The organism is Actinoallomurus iriomotensis, assembly GCF_030269445.1.
Taxonomy (GTDB): domain Bacteria; phylum Actinomycetota; class Actinomycetes; order Streptosporangiales; family Streptosporangiaceae; genus Actinoallomurus; species Actinoallomurus iriomotensis.
This window is the reverse complement of sequence record NZ_BSTJ01000008.1, coordinates 205,171-218,123: the sequence shown is the minus strand read 5'-3', so window position 1 is coordinate 218,123 and position 12,953 is coordinate 205,171. Positions and strand designations below refer to the sequence as shown.

Sequence of the window (12,953 nt, the reverse complement as noted above, 5' to 3'; positions counted from 1 at the left end):
GTCTCTCTGTGACCCACAGGGACGAGGCGCCGGACGCGCCGGGGTCGGCGCCGGATTTCGCCGGGCGGATCGACGACGGGCCCGGCCCGTTCGGGATCTACCCGTGGCTGCTGGTCGGGGCCGGCGCCGTCTCGGATGTCGCGCACGGGAGGGCGCGGCCGCTCTGGGCGTCCGCGCCGCTGCTGGGGTTGTTCGTCGCGCTGGTCCTGGCGGCGATCTGGTTCGGCTTCCGCCGTGGGCGGGGCGACCGGCTGGCGTCCGGCCTGCTCGTGGCGCTGACCGCGGACGCGTTCGTGCTGAACGCCTGGTTCGGGCACGGCATGGCCATGCTGTTCCCCCTGGCCGCGATGGCCGCCGGCGTCGTGGTGCCGTGGACCCGCCGGCCGTGGCCGGTGGTCGTGGTCGGGATGCTGGCCGTGCTGGGCGGCGTGGCCACGTGGCTTCGCGGCGCGTCGCCCGGTGACGGCTTCACCGTCGGGTACAGCACGCTGATCTCCGGCTTCATCGTCTCCATCATCCTGCTGCTGTTCGGCGCGATCCGCGAGCTCCGCGAGACCCGCGAGGAACTCGCGCGGACGGCCGTGTCCGAAGAACGGCTGCGGTTCGCCCGCGACCTGCACGACCTGCTCGGCCACACGCTGTCGGTGATGGTGATCAAGGCCCAGGCGGTGCGCAAGCTGATCCCGCGCGACACCGGCCTGGCGGCGGGCCAGGCGGCCGACATCGAGACGATCGGCCGGGACGCTCTCCGGCAGGTGCGCCTCGCCGTGAGCGGCTACCGCGGCCGGGGACTCGCCGCCGAGATCGACGGGGCGCGTACGGCGCTGCGCGACGCCGGCATCGAGCCGACCGTCCGTCAGGAGGGCACGCCGCTCCCGGATGAGGCCGGCTCGCTGCTCGGCTGGGTGGTGCGCGAGGGCGTCACCAACGTCATCCGCCACAGCGGCGCCGGCACCTGCGAGATCTCGGTACACGGCCGTGTGGACACCGCCGTACTGTCGATCCGCGACGACGGCCGCGGCGGGCCCCCGGTCATGGGCAACGGCCTGCTCGGGCTCACCGAACGCGTCAGCGGCGCCGGCGGGCGGCTCCAGGCCGGCCCGGACGAGCGGGGCGGGTATCGGCTCACGGTGACGGTCCCGTTGAATACGCTCCCGGTGAAGGGAGACGTCTCTTGATCAGGGTGTTGCTGGCCGAGGACCAGGGCATGATGCGCGGCGCGCTGGCGCTGCTGCTCGGCCTGGAGGAGGACTTCGAGGTCGTCGGTCAGGTCGCCGCGGGCGACCGGATCGTGCCCACCGCACGTGAGGTCCGCCCCGACGTCGCCGTCCTCGACATCGAGATGCCCGGCCGCAGCGGCCTGGACGCCGCCGCCGACCTGCACGCCGAGCTGCCCGACTGCAAGATCCTCATCGTCACGACGTTCGGCCGCCCCGGCTACCTGCGGCGCGCGATGGAGGCGGGCGCGAGCGGCTTCCTCGTCAAGGACGGCCCGGTGGAGGACCTCGCCCGCGCCATCCGCCGGGTGCTCGCGGGCGAGCGCGTGGTCGACCCCGAGCTGGCCACGGCCGCGTTGAGTGCGGGCCCGAACCCTCTCACCGGCCGCGAGCGCGACGTGCTGACCGCCGCGGTCGACGGCTCCACCATCGCCGATATCGCCGGACGCCTGCACCTGTCGGAGAGCACGGTCCGCAACTACCTGTCCGCGGCGATCGGCAAGACCGGAGCGCGCAACCGGATCGAGGCCGTACGCACCGCGCGCCACAACGGCTGGCTCTGACGTCGAACATCTTCACGGACGTCGTGCGGATCCACGCGCGGCCCGGTCGTCGCATCGATGAGGTCGAGGCGCAGTGGATCGCCTGGACGCTGCTCGGCCCCGGCGGCTCGTACCGGGTGCCGGTCCACGTCCGGCGCGGACCCGAGGGGCGCTACGCCGAGATCCCGTACGGCTCGGGAAAGAGCCCCGCGTGACCACCGCCGACGGGCGGCCGCCGACGGACGCACCGTGGCGGCGGCATGCCGACGGTTCGTGGCGGATCGAGGTCACCGGCGGTTACCGCACCGGCAACGACCGGTTCGCCGGTGTCGGGCCCTGCGCCACGCCCACGACGGATCCGCCGGTCCCGGACCCGGACGTCCTGCCGCTGCCCACGCCGACCACCCCGACCATCGGCGACGAGGCACCGACGGCCGTCGATCCGCCCTGGCTCACCGGCGAGGAGTCGGCCGTCGTGGCGATCGAGCACCACTGCCGGGGCCGCCTCGTGCATCGGGCCACAGGACTGGGAGGCGGCCACCTGGGACCACCGGCGATGACCGGCCGTCAGATCAGGGAGAGCTGGCCCTCGATCTCGGGCCGGTGCTTGCGCAGGTGCCGCCACTCGGGCAGGTCGTCGAGGTAGGACCAGGACAGCCGGTGGTGCGGCGTGGGGCCGAGCCGCCGGAGCGCGTCCTGGTGCACGGGCGAGGGGTACCCGGCGTTGGCCGCGAAGCCGTACTCCTCGTGGCCCAGCCCGGCCATCAGCGTGTCGCGGTGCACCTTGGCCAGCACGGACGCCGCCGCGACCGACACCGACCGCAGGTCGGCCTTGATCTCGGTGCGGACCGGCCACGGCCGCCCGTCGGCGGCCGCGCGGTCGCCGAGGAAGTTGTGCGCGCCGTCGAGGATCACCGCGTCCGGGCGTTCGGGCAGCGCCTCCAGCGCGCGTACGGCCGCCCGGCGCAGCGCCTCGGTCATGCCCACGTCGTCGATCTCCTCCGGGCTCGCGGCGCCGAACGCGTACGCGGCGAGCCAGTCCTCGATAACCTCGGCGATCGCGGTGCGGCGGCGCGGCGTGAGCATCTTGGAGTCGGTGAGGCCCTCCGGCGGGGTGTCCATGCGGGTCACGGCCGCGCAGACGACGACCGGCCCGGCCCAGGCGCCCCGGCCGACCTCGTCGACGCCCGCGACGCGGACGGCTCCGGCGGCGGTCAGCTGCTCCTCGACGGCGTAACCGGGGCCGCTCGGGGCAGGCGTGTCCTCGGTTCCCATGGCGCTCATGAGTCCTCCTTCGTCGGAGGGAGTGACCACCGGCGCCGTGCCTCCGATTCCCTCGCTCCGCTCGCTCATGAGTCCTCCTTCGTCGGAGGGAGTGACCACCGGCGCCGTGCCTTCGATTCCCTCGCTCCGCTCGGTCATGAGTCCTCCTTCGTCGGAGGGTGTGACCACAGGGCCGTGCTCTCGATTCCCTCGCTTCGCTGGGTCATGATGGCAGGTTCACGGGTCGCGTTCGCCGTGTTACGACGGCGTGCCGCCCCTCCCGCCGTTTCACGATCGAGCAACGGCGGACCGGACCGAGTGGACGCCGAATCGCTGCGGAGCGGATGATCTGACGGATACGTCCGCAGGAAGGATTGTCATGCGTAATCGGCCGATATACGACGTCGTCGCGCTGCTCGCCCGATGTGGTGTCGGCACGGTGTTCCTGGCCCATGGGTGGCAGAAGATCCAAGTAGGGGTGACCGCCACCGGGCGCAACCTCGACGCGATGGGCACCCCGTTGCCGACCGCCGCGGCGGTCTACTCGACGTTCGTCGAACTGCTGGGCGGGGCGGCGCTGATCCTCGGCCTCGCGCTGCCGGTCGCCGGGACGCTGCTCTTCCTCGACATGGCGGGTGCGTTGATCTTCGTGCACGCCAAGCACGGCATCTTCCTCGTCGACAACGGGAAGGTCCAGAACGGCTTCGAGCTGGTCATCGTCCTCGGCCTGGCGGCGCTGGTGTTCGCGGCCGGCGGTGGCGGGCGCATCGCGCTGGACCAGCGGCTGTTCGGCGGGCGGAGCCGCGGGGCGGACGAGGACGACGAGACGCCGCCGCCCTGGCGTCCGGTGCCCGGCACGACGGAGGAGACGCCCGTCGCGTCGCCCGCGAAGCCCGCCATCGCGGCGGGCGCGTACCCCGTGCCCCCGGAGAGCCCGCGGGAGGACTCGCGGAAAGACGAGGACAAACCCGCGGCCCGGCCCCGGCTGGCTGCCGAGATCGTGACCGACACCTCCCGCGACGTGATCGTCGCCGGCCGCAAGAAGCCCGAGCCGCCCGCGGGCGACACGGCTCCGCTGCGGACCCGCAAGAAGCGTCCCGAAGCGCCCTCGGACGACACGGCGCCCGCCCGGACCCGCAAGAAGGCGGCCGAGCCGTCCGGAGACGACACCACTCCCGTACGGACCCGCAAGCGCCAGCCCCGGTCGACCGACTCGTGACTTAGGCCGGCGCCCGCCGGTGAGCATCCCACCGGCGTCGCGGTCGAACCGCCCAGGTCACCGAGTCTCGGCCGCGCCGACCAGCCGGCGCCCGCCGGCTCGTGACCTGTGCGGATGCCCGGCCGGCGGGCCGGGCATCCGCCGGGGCGGTCAGCGGCCGCGCAGCCGCCGGTAGCGCTCCACCAGCGTCGCGGTCGAACCGTCCAGGTCGCCGGTGTCGGCGGCGCCGGTCAGCCGGGGCTCGAGGTTCTTGGCGAGCACCTTGCCCAGCTCGACGCCCCACTGGTCGAAGGAGTTGATCCCCCAGATCGCCCCCTGGACGAACACCTTGTGCTCGTACAGGGCGATCAGCTGGCCGAGCACCGACGGGGTCAGCTCCGTGGCCAGGATCGTGTTGGTCGGCCGGTTGCCGGGGAACGTGCGGTGCGGCACCTGCTCGGCCGGCACGCCCTCGGCGGCGACCTCCTCGGCGGTCTTGCCGAACGCCAGCGCCTGGCCCTGCGCGAAGAGGTTGGCCATCAGCAGGTCGTGCTGCCCCTTCAGCTCGCCGAGCTCCTCGACGGGCCGGGCGAAGCCGATGAGGTCGGCCGGCACGAGCTTGGTGCCCTGGTGGAGCAGCTGGTAGTAGGCGTGCTGGCCGTTGGTGCCCGGCGTGCCCCACACGATCGGGCCGGTCTGCCAGGTCACCGGCCGGCCCTCGCGGTCGACGGACTTTCCGTTGGACTCCATGTCGAGCTGCTGGAGGTAGTCGGTGAACCGCGACAGGTAGTGGCTGTAGGGCAGCACGGCGTACGTCTGGGCGTCGTAGAAGTCGTCGTACCACACGCCGAGCAGGCCGAGCAGCATCGGCAGGTTCCGCTCCGGGGACGCCGTACGGAAGTGCTCGTCCATCAGGTGGAAGCCGTCGAGCATCTCGCGGAAGCGCTCCGGCCCGATGGCGACCATCAGCGACAGTCCGATGGCCGAGTCGAAGGAGTACCGGCCGCCGACCCAGTCCCAGAAGCCGAACATGTTGGCGGTGTCGATGCCGAACTTGGCCACCTGGTCGGCGTTGGTGGAGACCGCGACGAAGTGCTTCGCGACCGCCTCCTCGCCGAGGGCCGACACCAGCCACTGCCGCGCCGCGGTCGCGTTGGTGATCGTCTCGACCGTGGTGAAGGTCTTGGAGGAGATGATGAACAGCGTCTCCGCCGGGTCGAGGTCGTGGACGGCCTCGTGCAGGTCGGCGCCGTCGACGTTGGACACGAAGCGGAACACCCGCGACCGGTCGGTGTAGGGACGCAGCGCCTCGTACGCCATCTTCGGGCCGAGGTCGGAGCCGCCGATGCCGATGTTGACGACGTTGCGGATCGGCTTTCCGGTCGCCCCGGTCCACTCCCCCGAGCGCACCTGGCCGGAGAAGGCGGCCATCCGGTCGAGGACCTCGTGCACGGCGGGCACGACGTTCTCCCCGTCCACCTCGATGACGGCGTCACGCGGGGCGCGCAGGGCGATATGCAGCACCGCGCGCTTCTCCGTGAAGTTGATCTTTTCGCCGGAGAACATCGCGTCGCGCAGCTCGGTCACCCTGCGGGCGGCGAGGAGCTCGCGCAGCAGCCGCAGCGTCTCGTCGGTGACCCGGTTGCGCGAGTAGTCGACGTACAGGTCGCCGGCCTCCAGCGCGTACCGGCTCCCCCGTTCGGGGTCGGCGGCGAACAACTCGCGCAGGTGCAGCTCGCGCGTCTCCTCGTAGTGCCGCCGCAGCGCCCGCCACTCGTCGGTCTGGTCCAGCCGCCCGCTGTCGGACATCCCTTTGCCTCCGTCTCGTCTGCCTACCCGGCCATCCAATCGAACGCGCGGGGGCGGCGCGCACCGAACCCCCGCGAGCGGCTCAGGGAACCCGCGCGGTCCACGCGTCCGTGCCGAACTTGGCGGCCACTCTCTTCTCGGCGGCGCTCAGCTCGGCGGCGGTGAGCCGGTCGCCGGTCAGCCCGTACCGGCCGCGGAAATGGCCGATCATCCGGTCGATGATCTCCGACCGCGGCAGGCCGGTCTGGCGCCGCAGGGGGTCCACGCGCTTGCGCGCGCTCGTGATGCCCTTGTCCGACAGCTTCTCCCGGCCGATCCGCAGCACGTCCAGCATCTTGTCCGCGTCGATGTCGTACGACATGGTCACGTGGTGCAGGACGGCGCCCGAGCTGAGCCGCTTCTGCGCGGCTCCGGCGATCTTTCCCTGGTCGGAGGTGATGTCGTTGAGCGGCTGGTACCAGGCCCGGATGCCGAGCTCGCCGAGGGCGCCCAGCACCCAGTCGTCGAGGAAGGCGTAGCTGTCGGCGAAGCTCATGCCCTGGACGAGGGTGGCCGGGGCGTACAGCGAGTAGGTGATCGTGTTGCCCGGCTCGATGAACATCGCGCCGCCGCCGCTGATGCGCCGGACCACCGTGACGCCGTGCCGCCGCGCCGCCTCGGCGTCCACCTCGTTGCGCAGCGACTGGAAGCTGCCGATCACCACCGCGGGCGCCGCCCACTCCCACACGCGCAGTGTCGGGGGCCGCCGCCCGGCGCCGACCTCCTCGGTGAGGACCTCGTCGATCGCCATGTGCAGCGCGGGGTCCTGCGGCGGCTCGTGGACGAGACGCCAGTCGTAGGCGCGCCAGTCGCTCGCGTCGGTCAGCGCCCGGCGTACGGCGACGCCCACGGCCTCGGCGGAGAACCCGAGCATCATCGTGCCCGGCGGCAGCTGCGCGTCGATGCGGGCGGCGATGTCGCGGGCCTCCAGGTGCGCGGGCAGGCCGTTCAGCGCCGCGGTGATCCGGTCCAGCGCGTGGTCGGGTTCGAGGAAGAAGTCGCCGCTGACCAGGGCGTGGCGCAGCCGGCCGTCCTCGAGGTCGAAGTCGACGACCACGAGCTTTCCCCCGGGCACCTTGTACTCACCGTGCATGTCGGCATCCCCGCTTCGTGTGCTGGCGTCCCCGTGACGCGATCACCTCAACCGTTCCGGCGCGTCCGCGATTCCGCGAATCGGTCCGTCGCGGATAATCCACCTCCGATCCGAACGCATAGACTCCGAGCATGACCGCGAGCGCTCCCAGCCGAACCGTCCTCGACCTGTCCGCCCTGTTCTCCCAGGCCAGTCACGTTCTCGAGACGCAGATGACGGCGGCGTTCACCGAGATCGGCATCACCCCGCGCGAGTACTGCGTGCTGTTCCACGCCCTGGAGGACGAACGCACCCAGATCCAGCTCGCCAAGATCTCCGACCTGGACAAGACCACGATGGTGGTGACCGTCGACGAGCTGGAAAAGGCCGGCCTGGCCGAACGCCGGCCGTCCAGCACCGACCGGCGGGCGCGGATCATCGCGGTGACCGAGGCGGGCGAACGCGCCGTCGCCGCCGGGATGAAGATCGCCGACCGGGTGCACCGCGACGTCATCGACGCGATCCCGGAGGAGTGGCGCGAGGTGTTCCTCAGCGCGCTCACCGGCCTGGTCGCGGGCCATCTGTCCACGCCGGCGGAGTCCGAGCAGCCGGTACGGCGGACGCGGCAGAGGAAAATCTAGGTCCGAGTTAGATCGTCTACTTCAAAACTATCTGCTACGGTCTCTCCTGTTCCTTCCCTGCGAACAGGAGCTTTCCGCGATGCCTCGCACTTCCCGTACGGCCGCGCTCATCGCGCTCTGCGCGGCCATGCTGATGATCGTTCTCGACGGCAGCATCGTCACCGTCGCCCTCCCCGCGATCCAGCGTGACCTGCGGTTCTCTCCCTCGAACCTCACCTGGACCGTCAACTCGTACATGATCGCCTTCGGCGGTCTGCTGCTGCTGGCGGGACGCCTCGGCGACCTCGTCGGGCGCAAGCGGATGTTCGTGGCGGGCCTGGCGGTCTTCACCGTCGCGTCCCTGCTCTGCGGGGTGTCCACCGGCCAGGAGATGCTCATCGCCGCCCGGTTCGTCCAGGGCGTGGGCGGGGCGATGACCTCGGCGGTGAGCCTCGGGATGATCGTGACGCACTTCCCCGAGCCGCGTGAGCGCGGCCGGGCGATCGGCGCCTACGCCTTCGTCGGCGCCGCGGGCGCGTCGATCGGCCAGGTCCTCGGCGGAGTCCTCACCCAGGCCGTGAGCTGGCACTGGATCTTCTTCATCAACCTGCCGATCGGCGTGGCCGCCGCGCTCCTGGCCCTGCGGGTGCTGGATTCCGACCGGGGGCTCGGCCTCCGCGCGGGGGCCGACCTGCCCGGCGCCCTCCTGGTGACCGCCGGTCTGATGCTCGGCGTCTACACGATCGTGGAGACGAGCCGGTACGGCTGGGGCTCCGCGCACACGCTCGGCTACGGCGCGCTCGCGCTGGTGCTGCTCGCGGGGTTCCTCCTGCGCCAGGCCACGGCGGCGGCCCCTCTCCTGCCGCTCGGGATCTTCCGGTCGCGGGTCGTCGCGGGCGCCAACGCCGTCCAGGTCCTGATGGTCTCGGCGCTGTTCGGATTCCAGATCCTCATCGCGCTGTACCTGCAGGAGGTGCGCGGCTACGGGGCGGCGGGGACCGGGCTGGCGATGCTGCCGGCCGCCCTGGCCATCGCGACGGTCTCGCTCCTCCTGTCCGCGCGGCTCAACGCGCGCTTCGGCGAACGCCGCGTACTGCTCGCCGGGCTCGCGCTGCTGGTCGTCGGCATCGGGCTGCTCACCCGCCTGCCCGTGCACGCCGGATACGCCGTGGACCTGCTGCCGACGATGCTGCTGGCGAGCGGTTTCGGCCTGGCGACCTCCGCGCTCACGACGCTCGGCATGTCCGGCGCGGGCGCGGCCGACACGGGGCTCGTCTCGGGCCTGTTCAACACCTCACAGCAGGTCGGCGGGGCGCTCGGCGTGGCGGTGCTGTCCACCTTCGCGGCGTCGCGCACGCGGGGCCTGACCGCCGCCGGGCACGACCGCGCCACGGCGCTGACCGGCGGGTACCACCTGGCGTTCGGCATCGGCGCCGGTCTGCTGGTCGCCGCGCTCGTCCTCGCGGCCGCGGTGCTGCGGCAGCCCCGGGTCCGGATGGCACGGGCGTCCGGAAGTCAGGCGGTGGAGGAGACGCCGGTCCCCTCCGCCACCTGACCTCCGGTGCCCGCCGATGGGCGGTCCGTCCTCGGACGGGCCGCCCGTCGGCTCATCCGGACAGGCCGTTCAACTCCCCGTAGTCCAGGGCGTCGGCGAGTTCGTCGTACGTGCCGTCCGACAGCACCTGGCGGGCGGCGCGCCGTACGACGGCGTACGCCGCCTGGGCGATCCCGGAACCCAGGCTGATCCGCGAGACGCCGAGCCCCGCCAGCGTCGCGACGTCGGGTGCGCCCGGGCCGGCCATCACGTTCAGGGGCAGCGTCGTCCCCTCGACGAGCGCGGCCACCGTCTCAACGTCGGTCACGCCCGGCACGAAGATCCCGCTCGCGCCCGCGTCGGCGTAGGCCGCCGCGCGGGTCAGGGTCTCGCGCAGACGCGTGTCCGGGTCGCCGACGCGCCAGAGATAGGTGTCGATGCGGGCGTTGAGGAAGAGCGGAACGTCCGCGGCATCGGCGACCCGGCGGGCGGCCGCGATGCGTTCGGCCTGGTCGGCGATCTCACGCAACCCCGCCGCGCCGGCGTCTTCGAGGTTGACCCCCACGGCCCCGGCCGCGAGCACCCCTTCGACCGTCTTCGCGACCCCGTCGGGCGTGTCGGAGTAGCCGCCCTCGATGTCGGCGGTCACCGGGACGTCGACCGCCGCGACGACCCGGGCGATGAGGTCGACGGCACGGTCCTGCCCCAGGGTGCCGCCGTCAGCGGCCCCCAGGCTCCAGGCGACCCCGGCGCTCGTGGTGGCGACCGCCCGGGCGCCGGCGTCCGCCACCAGGCGGGCGCTGATGGCGTCCCAGGCGTTGGGCAGGACCAGGATGCCGTCGTGCAGCGTATGGAACAGCTCGGCCTTGGCCTTGATGTCAGATGTCATGAGCGCAGTCCACCAGTCGAACACCGATGACCTCTGGCAGAAATCCGACATCGACGTCGGGTCGTTACCCGGGCTCAGCCACCGGTTTCGAGCGCCGCCTCGATCTCCAGGACGATCTGGACCTTCTCCGAGATGAAGACACCGCCGCCGGGGACGGGGCTGTTGAAGCTGACCCCGAAGTCTCCCCGGTCGATCTCCCCGGTGGCGGTGAAGCCGGCGCGGGTGCCGCCCTCGTTCATCGGGTCGGGGGCGAAGCCGTTCACCTCCAGCATGAGCGGCACCGGACGCGTCACGCCCCTGAGGGTGAGCTCGCCGTCCAGGACGAGATCGTCGCCGTCGTGGCGGACGCCGGTCGAGCGGTACGTCATCGTCGGGTGCTTCTCCACGTCGAAGAAGTCGGCGGAGCGGATGTGGGCGTCCCGCTGCTCGTTGCTCGTGTCGACGGAGGCCAGGTCGATCGTCGCGGTCACGGTGGACTTCAGGGGGTCCTCCGCGGTGACGATCCGGCCCTCGAACTTCGTGAAGTGTCCGCGCACCTTGCTCACCATCACGTGCCGGACGACGAAGCCCACGTCGGAGTGGACCGGGTCGACCGTCCACGTGCCCGCGACATATCCGGGAATCTCCACCAGCTCGGCCGTCATCGTCTCTCCCGATTACGAAAAGTGTGTTGGTTACCGTTCATGGGGTGGTTCCTGATGGGAACCGGATCTATCGTGGGACGATCCGCCGACCGGCACAAGAAGGCATGTTTTTCTGCCTCAGGCACCTGGAGATAACCATGGCCCGACCTGCCCCTTCGGAGGCCCGCGCGCAGGAGTCGCCGCACTCGGTGAGCTGCCGGGCCCGCGACATCCTCGGCCGGATCGGCGACAAGTGGTCGTTGTACGTCATCTTCGTGCTCGGCGAGCAGACGCTCCGGTTCACCGAGCTCAAGCGCGGCGTCGAGGGCATCAGCCAGCGCATGCTGACCGTCACCCTGCGCGGCCTCGAACGCGACGGCATCGTGTCCCGGACCGTCTACCCGGTCGTGCCGCCCCGCGTGGAGTACTCCCTGACCCCGATGGGCCGCACCCTGCTCGATACGGTGGGCACGCTCGTGCGCTGGGCCGATGACCACGTCGAGCGGATCCAGCACGCCCGCACGGCGTACGACGCGCGCGAGGCGTAGCGGCCCGGCCGTATCAGCAGGCATCCGGTCGTGCCCGGGCGGTAACACTCCAGGTCATGAGGGACGGAACGCCGCTGTGGCTGTTCGGGGACCAGCTCGGCCGGCACTTCCACGCGACCCCGGAGAACCGGGGCCGGGACGTGCTGCTGATCGAGTCGGAGGCCGCGCTGGCCCGGCGGCCCTTCCACCGGCAGAAGCTGCACCTGGTCCTGTCGGCGATGCGGCACCTCGCCGTCGAACTCGGCGACCGGGTCACGCTGGTCCGGGCGCGCACCTACCGCGAGGGACTGGCCCGGTTCGGGCGCCCGGTGGTCGTGCACGAACCCGGTTCCCACGCCGCGGAACGGCTGGTCGCCGGCCTGATCGAGGAGGGGCTGGTCGAGGCCGAACTGCCCACGCCGGGGTTCATCCGGTCCAGGAGGGACTTCGCCGCCTGGGCGGACGGGCGGGGCCGCCTGGTGATGGAGGACTTCTACCGCGACCAGCGACGCCGGTTCGCGGTCCTGATGGAGCCCGACGGCGACCCGGTCGGCGGCACGTGGAACCTCGACCGCGCCAACCGTGAGCCGCCGCCGCGCCGCGCCGCCCTCGGCGTGCCGCGGGCCTACCGGCCGCGCGAGGACGACGTCGACCGGGGCGTACGGGACGACCTGGACCGGCTGCTGCGCGCCCGGCGGATCGGCCCGGTCGGCGTGGACGGGCCACGGCTGTTCGCCGCCACCCACGACGAGGCCGGACGGGCACTGAGGAGGTTCCTCACGACGCGGCTGGCCTCGTTCGGACCGCACCAGGACGCGATGCTCGCCGGAGACTGGGCGATGTCACACGCCCTGCTCTCAGCCTCGCTGAACCTCGGCCTGCTCGACCCGCTCGCGGTCGTCCGCGCGGCCGAGGCCCGCCTGCGGGGCGGCGAGGCGCCTCTGAACAGCGTGGAGGGATTCGTCCGGCAGATCCTGGGCTGGCGGGAGTGGATCTGGCACCTGTACTGGTACCTGGGGCCGTCCTACCTCGACCGCAACGCGCTGGACGCGCGCACCCCGCTGCCGGACTGGTGGCGGCGGCTGGACCCGTCCCAGGTGAGCGCCCGATGCCTGCGCACGGCGCTGGCCGGGGTCCGCGACCGCGCGTACGCCCATCACATCCAGCGGCTGATGGTGCTGGGCAACTTCGCCCTGCAGCGCGGCTTCGCGCCGGGCGCGCTCACCGAGTGGTTCGCCACCGCCTTCGTCGACGGCCACCCGTGGGTCATGCCGGCGAACGTCATCGGCATGAGCCAGTACGCGGACGGCGGCATCGCGGCGACCAAGCCGTACGCCGCCGGGGGCGCGTACATCAACGCGATGAGCGACTACTGCCGGGACTGCCGGTACGACCCGCGGGTCCGGCTCGGCCCGGACGCCTGCCCCTTCACCGCCGGCTACTGGGCCTGGCTGGACCGCAACGCGACCCGGCTGGCGGGCAACCGCCGCATGTCACGGCCGCTGAGCGGGCTGCGCCGCCTCGCCGACCGCGAGGCCGTCGTCGAGCAGGAAAGGCACCGGGAGCGCTACTGATGACCTCCGGTCAAGCCCGTACCCGATGTCACCAAGTCTGGTGTCC

General features: G+C 72.1%; 14 protein-coding genes. 9 read left to right on the top strand and 5 right to left on the bottom strand.

Features of this window, described 5'->3' with window-relative positions; translation table 11 throughout:
* Positions 1-8: 8 nt before the first annotated feature.
* From QSK37_RS30585 to QSK37_RS30570, 4 genes are read left to right on the top strand one after another with little or no spacing between them, the layout of a single operon-like run.
* Positions 9-1,178, top strand: coding sequence for a sensor histidine kinase (locus tag QSK37_RS30585; protein ID WP_285628053.1), 1,170 nt, complete (start codon positions 9-11; stop codon positions 1,176-1,178).
* On the top strand, positions 1,175-1,780 hold the full coding sequence (locus QSK37_RS30580) for a response regulator transcription factor (RefSeq protein ID WP_285580228.1): 606 nt from the start codon (positions 1,175-1,177) through the stop codon (positions 1,778-1,780). The genes QSK37_RS30585 and QSK37_RS30580 overlap by 4 nt, the downstream gene beginning before the upstream one ends.
* Positions 1,781-1,803: 23 nt before the next feature.
* Complete coding sequence (locus tag QSK37_RS30575; RefSeq protein WP_285628048.1) at positions 1,804-1,974, top strand: hypothetical protein; 171 nt, start codon at positions 1,804-1,806, stop codon at positions 1,972-1,974.
* Positions 1,971-2,405: a hypothetical protein gene (locus QSK37_RS30570; RefSeq protein ID WP_285628046.1), complete on the top strand. Its 435-nt coding sequence runs from the start codon at positions 1,971-1,973 to the stop codon at positions 2,403-2,405. Before QSK37_RS30575 ends, QSK37_RS30570 begins: the two co-directional genes overlap by 4 nt.
* Here the strand turns inward: QSK37_RS30570 and rnhB are convergent.
* A complete protein-coding gene (gene rnhB, locus QSK37_RS30565; protein WP_285628838.1) occupies positions 2,327-3,034 on the bottom strand; it encodes a ribonuclease HII in 708 nt (235 codons plus the stop codon). The genes QSK37_RS30570 and rnhB overlap by 79 nt on opposite strands.
* 367 nt (positions 3,035-3,401) lie before the next feature.
* On the opposite strand from rnhB, the gene QSK37_RS30560 reads away from it, so the two are divergent.
* Positions 3,402-4,241: a DoxX family membrane protein gene (locus QSK37_RS30560; RefSeq protein WP_285628043.1), complete on the top strand. Its 840-nt coding sequence runs from the start codon at positions 3,402-3,404 to the stop codon at positions 4,239-4,241.
* Positions 4,242-4,391: 150 nt separating this feature from the next.
* Here the strand turns inward: QSK37_RS30560 and pgi are convergent, their stop codons facing one another.
* Entirely contained in the window at positions 4,392-6,029 is a 1,638-nt protein-coding gene (pgi, locus tag QSK37_RS30555; protein ID WP_285628040.1) for a glucose-6-phosphate isomerase, read from the bottom strand.
* A gap of 82 nt (positions 6,030-6,111) precedes the next feature.
* On the bottom strand, positions 6,112-7,161 hold the full coding sequence (lplAB, locus tag QSK37_RS30550; protein ID WP_285628038.1) for a lipoate-protein ligase LplAB: 1,050 nt from the start codon (positions 7,159-7,161) through the stop codon (positions 6,112-6,114).
* Between the two features lie 131 nt (positions 7,162-7,292).
* Between lplAB and QSK37_RS30545 the strand changes: the two genes are divergently transcribed.
* Together QSK37_RS30545 and QSK37_RS30540 are read left to right on the top strand one after the other, a co-directional pair.
* Positions 7,293-7,781 carry a MarR family winged helix-turn-helix transcriptional regulator gene (locus tag QSK37_RS30545; protein ID WP_285628036.1) on the top strand — a complete coding sequence of 163 codons (489 nt, stop codon included), beginning with the start codon at positions 7,293-7,295 and terminating at the stop codon, positions 7,779-7,781.
* A gap of 79 nt (positions 7,782-7,860) precedes the next feature.
* Complete coding sequence (locus QSK37_RS30540) at positions 7,861-9,315, top strand: MFS transporter (protein WP_285628034.1); 1,455 nt, start codon at positions 7,861-7,863, stop codon at positions 9,313-9,315.
* A 52-nt stretch (positions 9,316-9,367) separates the two neighbouring features.
* Here QSK37_RS30540 and QSK37_RS30535 read toward each other — a convergent pair whose 3' ends face one another.
* Together QSK37_RS30535 and QSK37_RS30530 are read right to left on the bottom strand one after the other, a co-directional pair.
* The gene (locus tag QSK37_RS30535) at positions 9,368-10,183 is read right to left on the bottom strand and encodes an isocitrate lyase/PEP mutase family protein (protein WP_285628031.1); all 816 of its coding nucleotides are present in this window, start codon (positions 10,181-10,183) and stop codon (positions 9,368-9,370) included.
* A 74-nt stretch (positions 10,184-10,257) separates the two neighbouring features.
* A complete protein-coding gene (locus QSK37_RS30530) occupies positions 10,258-10,827 on the bottom strand; it encodes a YceI family protein (RefSeq protein WP_285628028.1) in 570 nt (189 codons plus the stop codon).
* Between the two features lie 137 nt (positions 10,828-10,964).
* On the opposite strand from QSK37_RS30530, the gene QSK37_RS30525 reads away from it, so the two are divergent.
* Together QSK37_RS30525 and QSK37_RS30520 are read left to right on the top strand one after the other, a co-directional pair.
* Positions 10,965-11,354 (top strand): winged helix-turn-helix transcriptional regulator, encoded by a 390-nt coding sequence (locus QSK37_RS30525; RefSeq protein ID WP_285628025.1) that lies wholly within the window; start codon positions 10,965-10,967, stop codon positions 11,352-11,354.
* 56 nt (positions 11,355-11,410) lie between these two features.
* Complete coding sequence (locus tag QSK37_RS30520; RefSeq protein ID WP_285628023.1) at positions 11,411-12,907, top strand: cryptochrome/photolyase family protein; 1,497 nt, start codon at positions 11,411-11,413, stop codon at positions 12,905-12,907.
* Positions 12,908-12,953: the final 46 nt, after the last annotated feature.

Bases quoted from the DNA above. Each gene is read 5' to 3' on its own strand.
- rnhB (WP_285628838.1), bottom strand. From the start codon at position 3,034: ATGGGAACCGAGGACACGCCTGCCCCGAGCGGCCCCGGTTACGCCGTC.
- QSK37_RS30560 (WP_285628043.1), top strand. From the start codon at position 3,402: ATGCGTAATCGGCCGATATACGACGTCGTCGCGCTGCTCGCCCGATGT.
- pgi (WP_285628040.1), bottom strand. From the start codon at position 6,029: ATGTCCGACAGCGGGCGGCTGGACCAGACCGACGAGTGGCGGGCGCTG.
- lplAB (WP_285628038.1), bottom strand. From the start codon at position 7,161: ATGCACGGTGAGTACAAGGTGCCCGGGGGAAAGCTCGTGGTCGTCGAC.
- QSK37_RS30545 (WP_285628036.1), top strand. From the start codon at position 7,293: ATGACCGCGAGCGCTCCCAGCCGAACCGTCCTCGACCTGTCCGCCCTG.
- QSK37_RS30540 (WP_285628034.1), top strand. From the start codon at position 7,861: ATGCCTCGCACTTCCCGTACGGCCGCGCTCATCGCGCTCTGCGCGGCC.
- QSK37_RS30535 (WP_285628031.1), bottom strand. From the start codon at position 10,183: ATGACATCTGACATCAAGGCCAAGGCCGAGCTGTTCCATACGCTGCAC.
- QSK37_RS30530 (WP_285628028.1), bottom strand. From the start codon at position 10,827: ATGACGGCCGAGCTGGTGGAGATTCCCGGATATGTCGCGGGCACGTGG.
- QSK37_RS30525 (WP_285628025.1), top strand. From the start codon at position 10,965: ATGGCCCGACCTGCCCCTTCGGAGGCCCGCGCGCAGGAGTCGCCGCAC.
- QSK37_RS30520 (WP_285628023.1), top strand. From the start codon at position 11,411: ATGAGGGACGGAACGCCGCTGTGGCTGTTCGGGGACCAGCTCGGCCGG.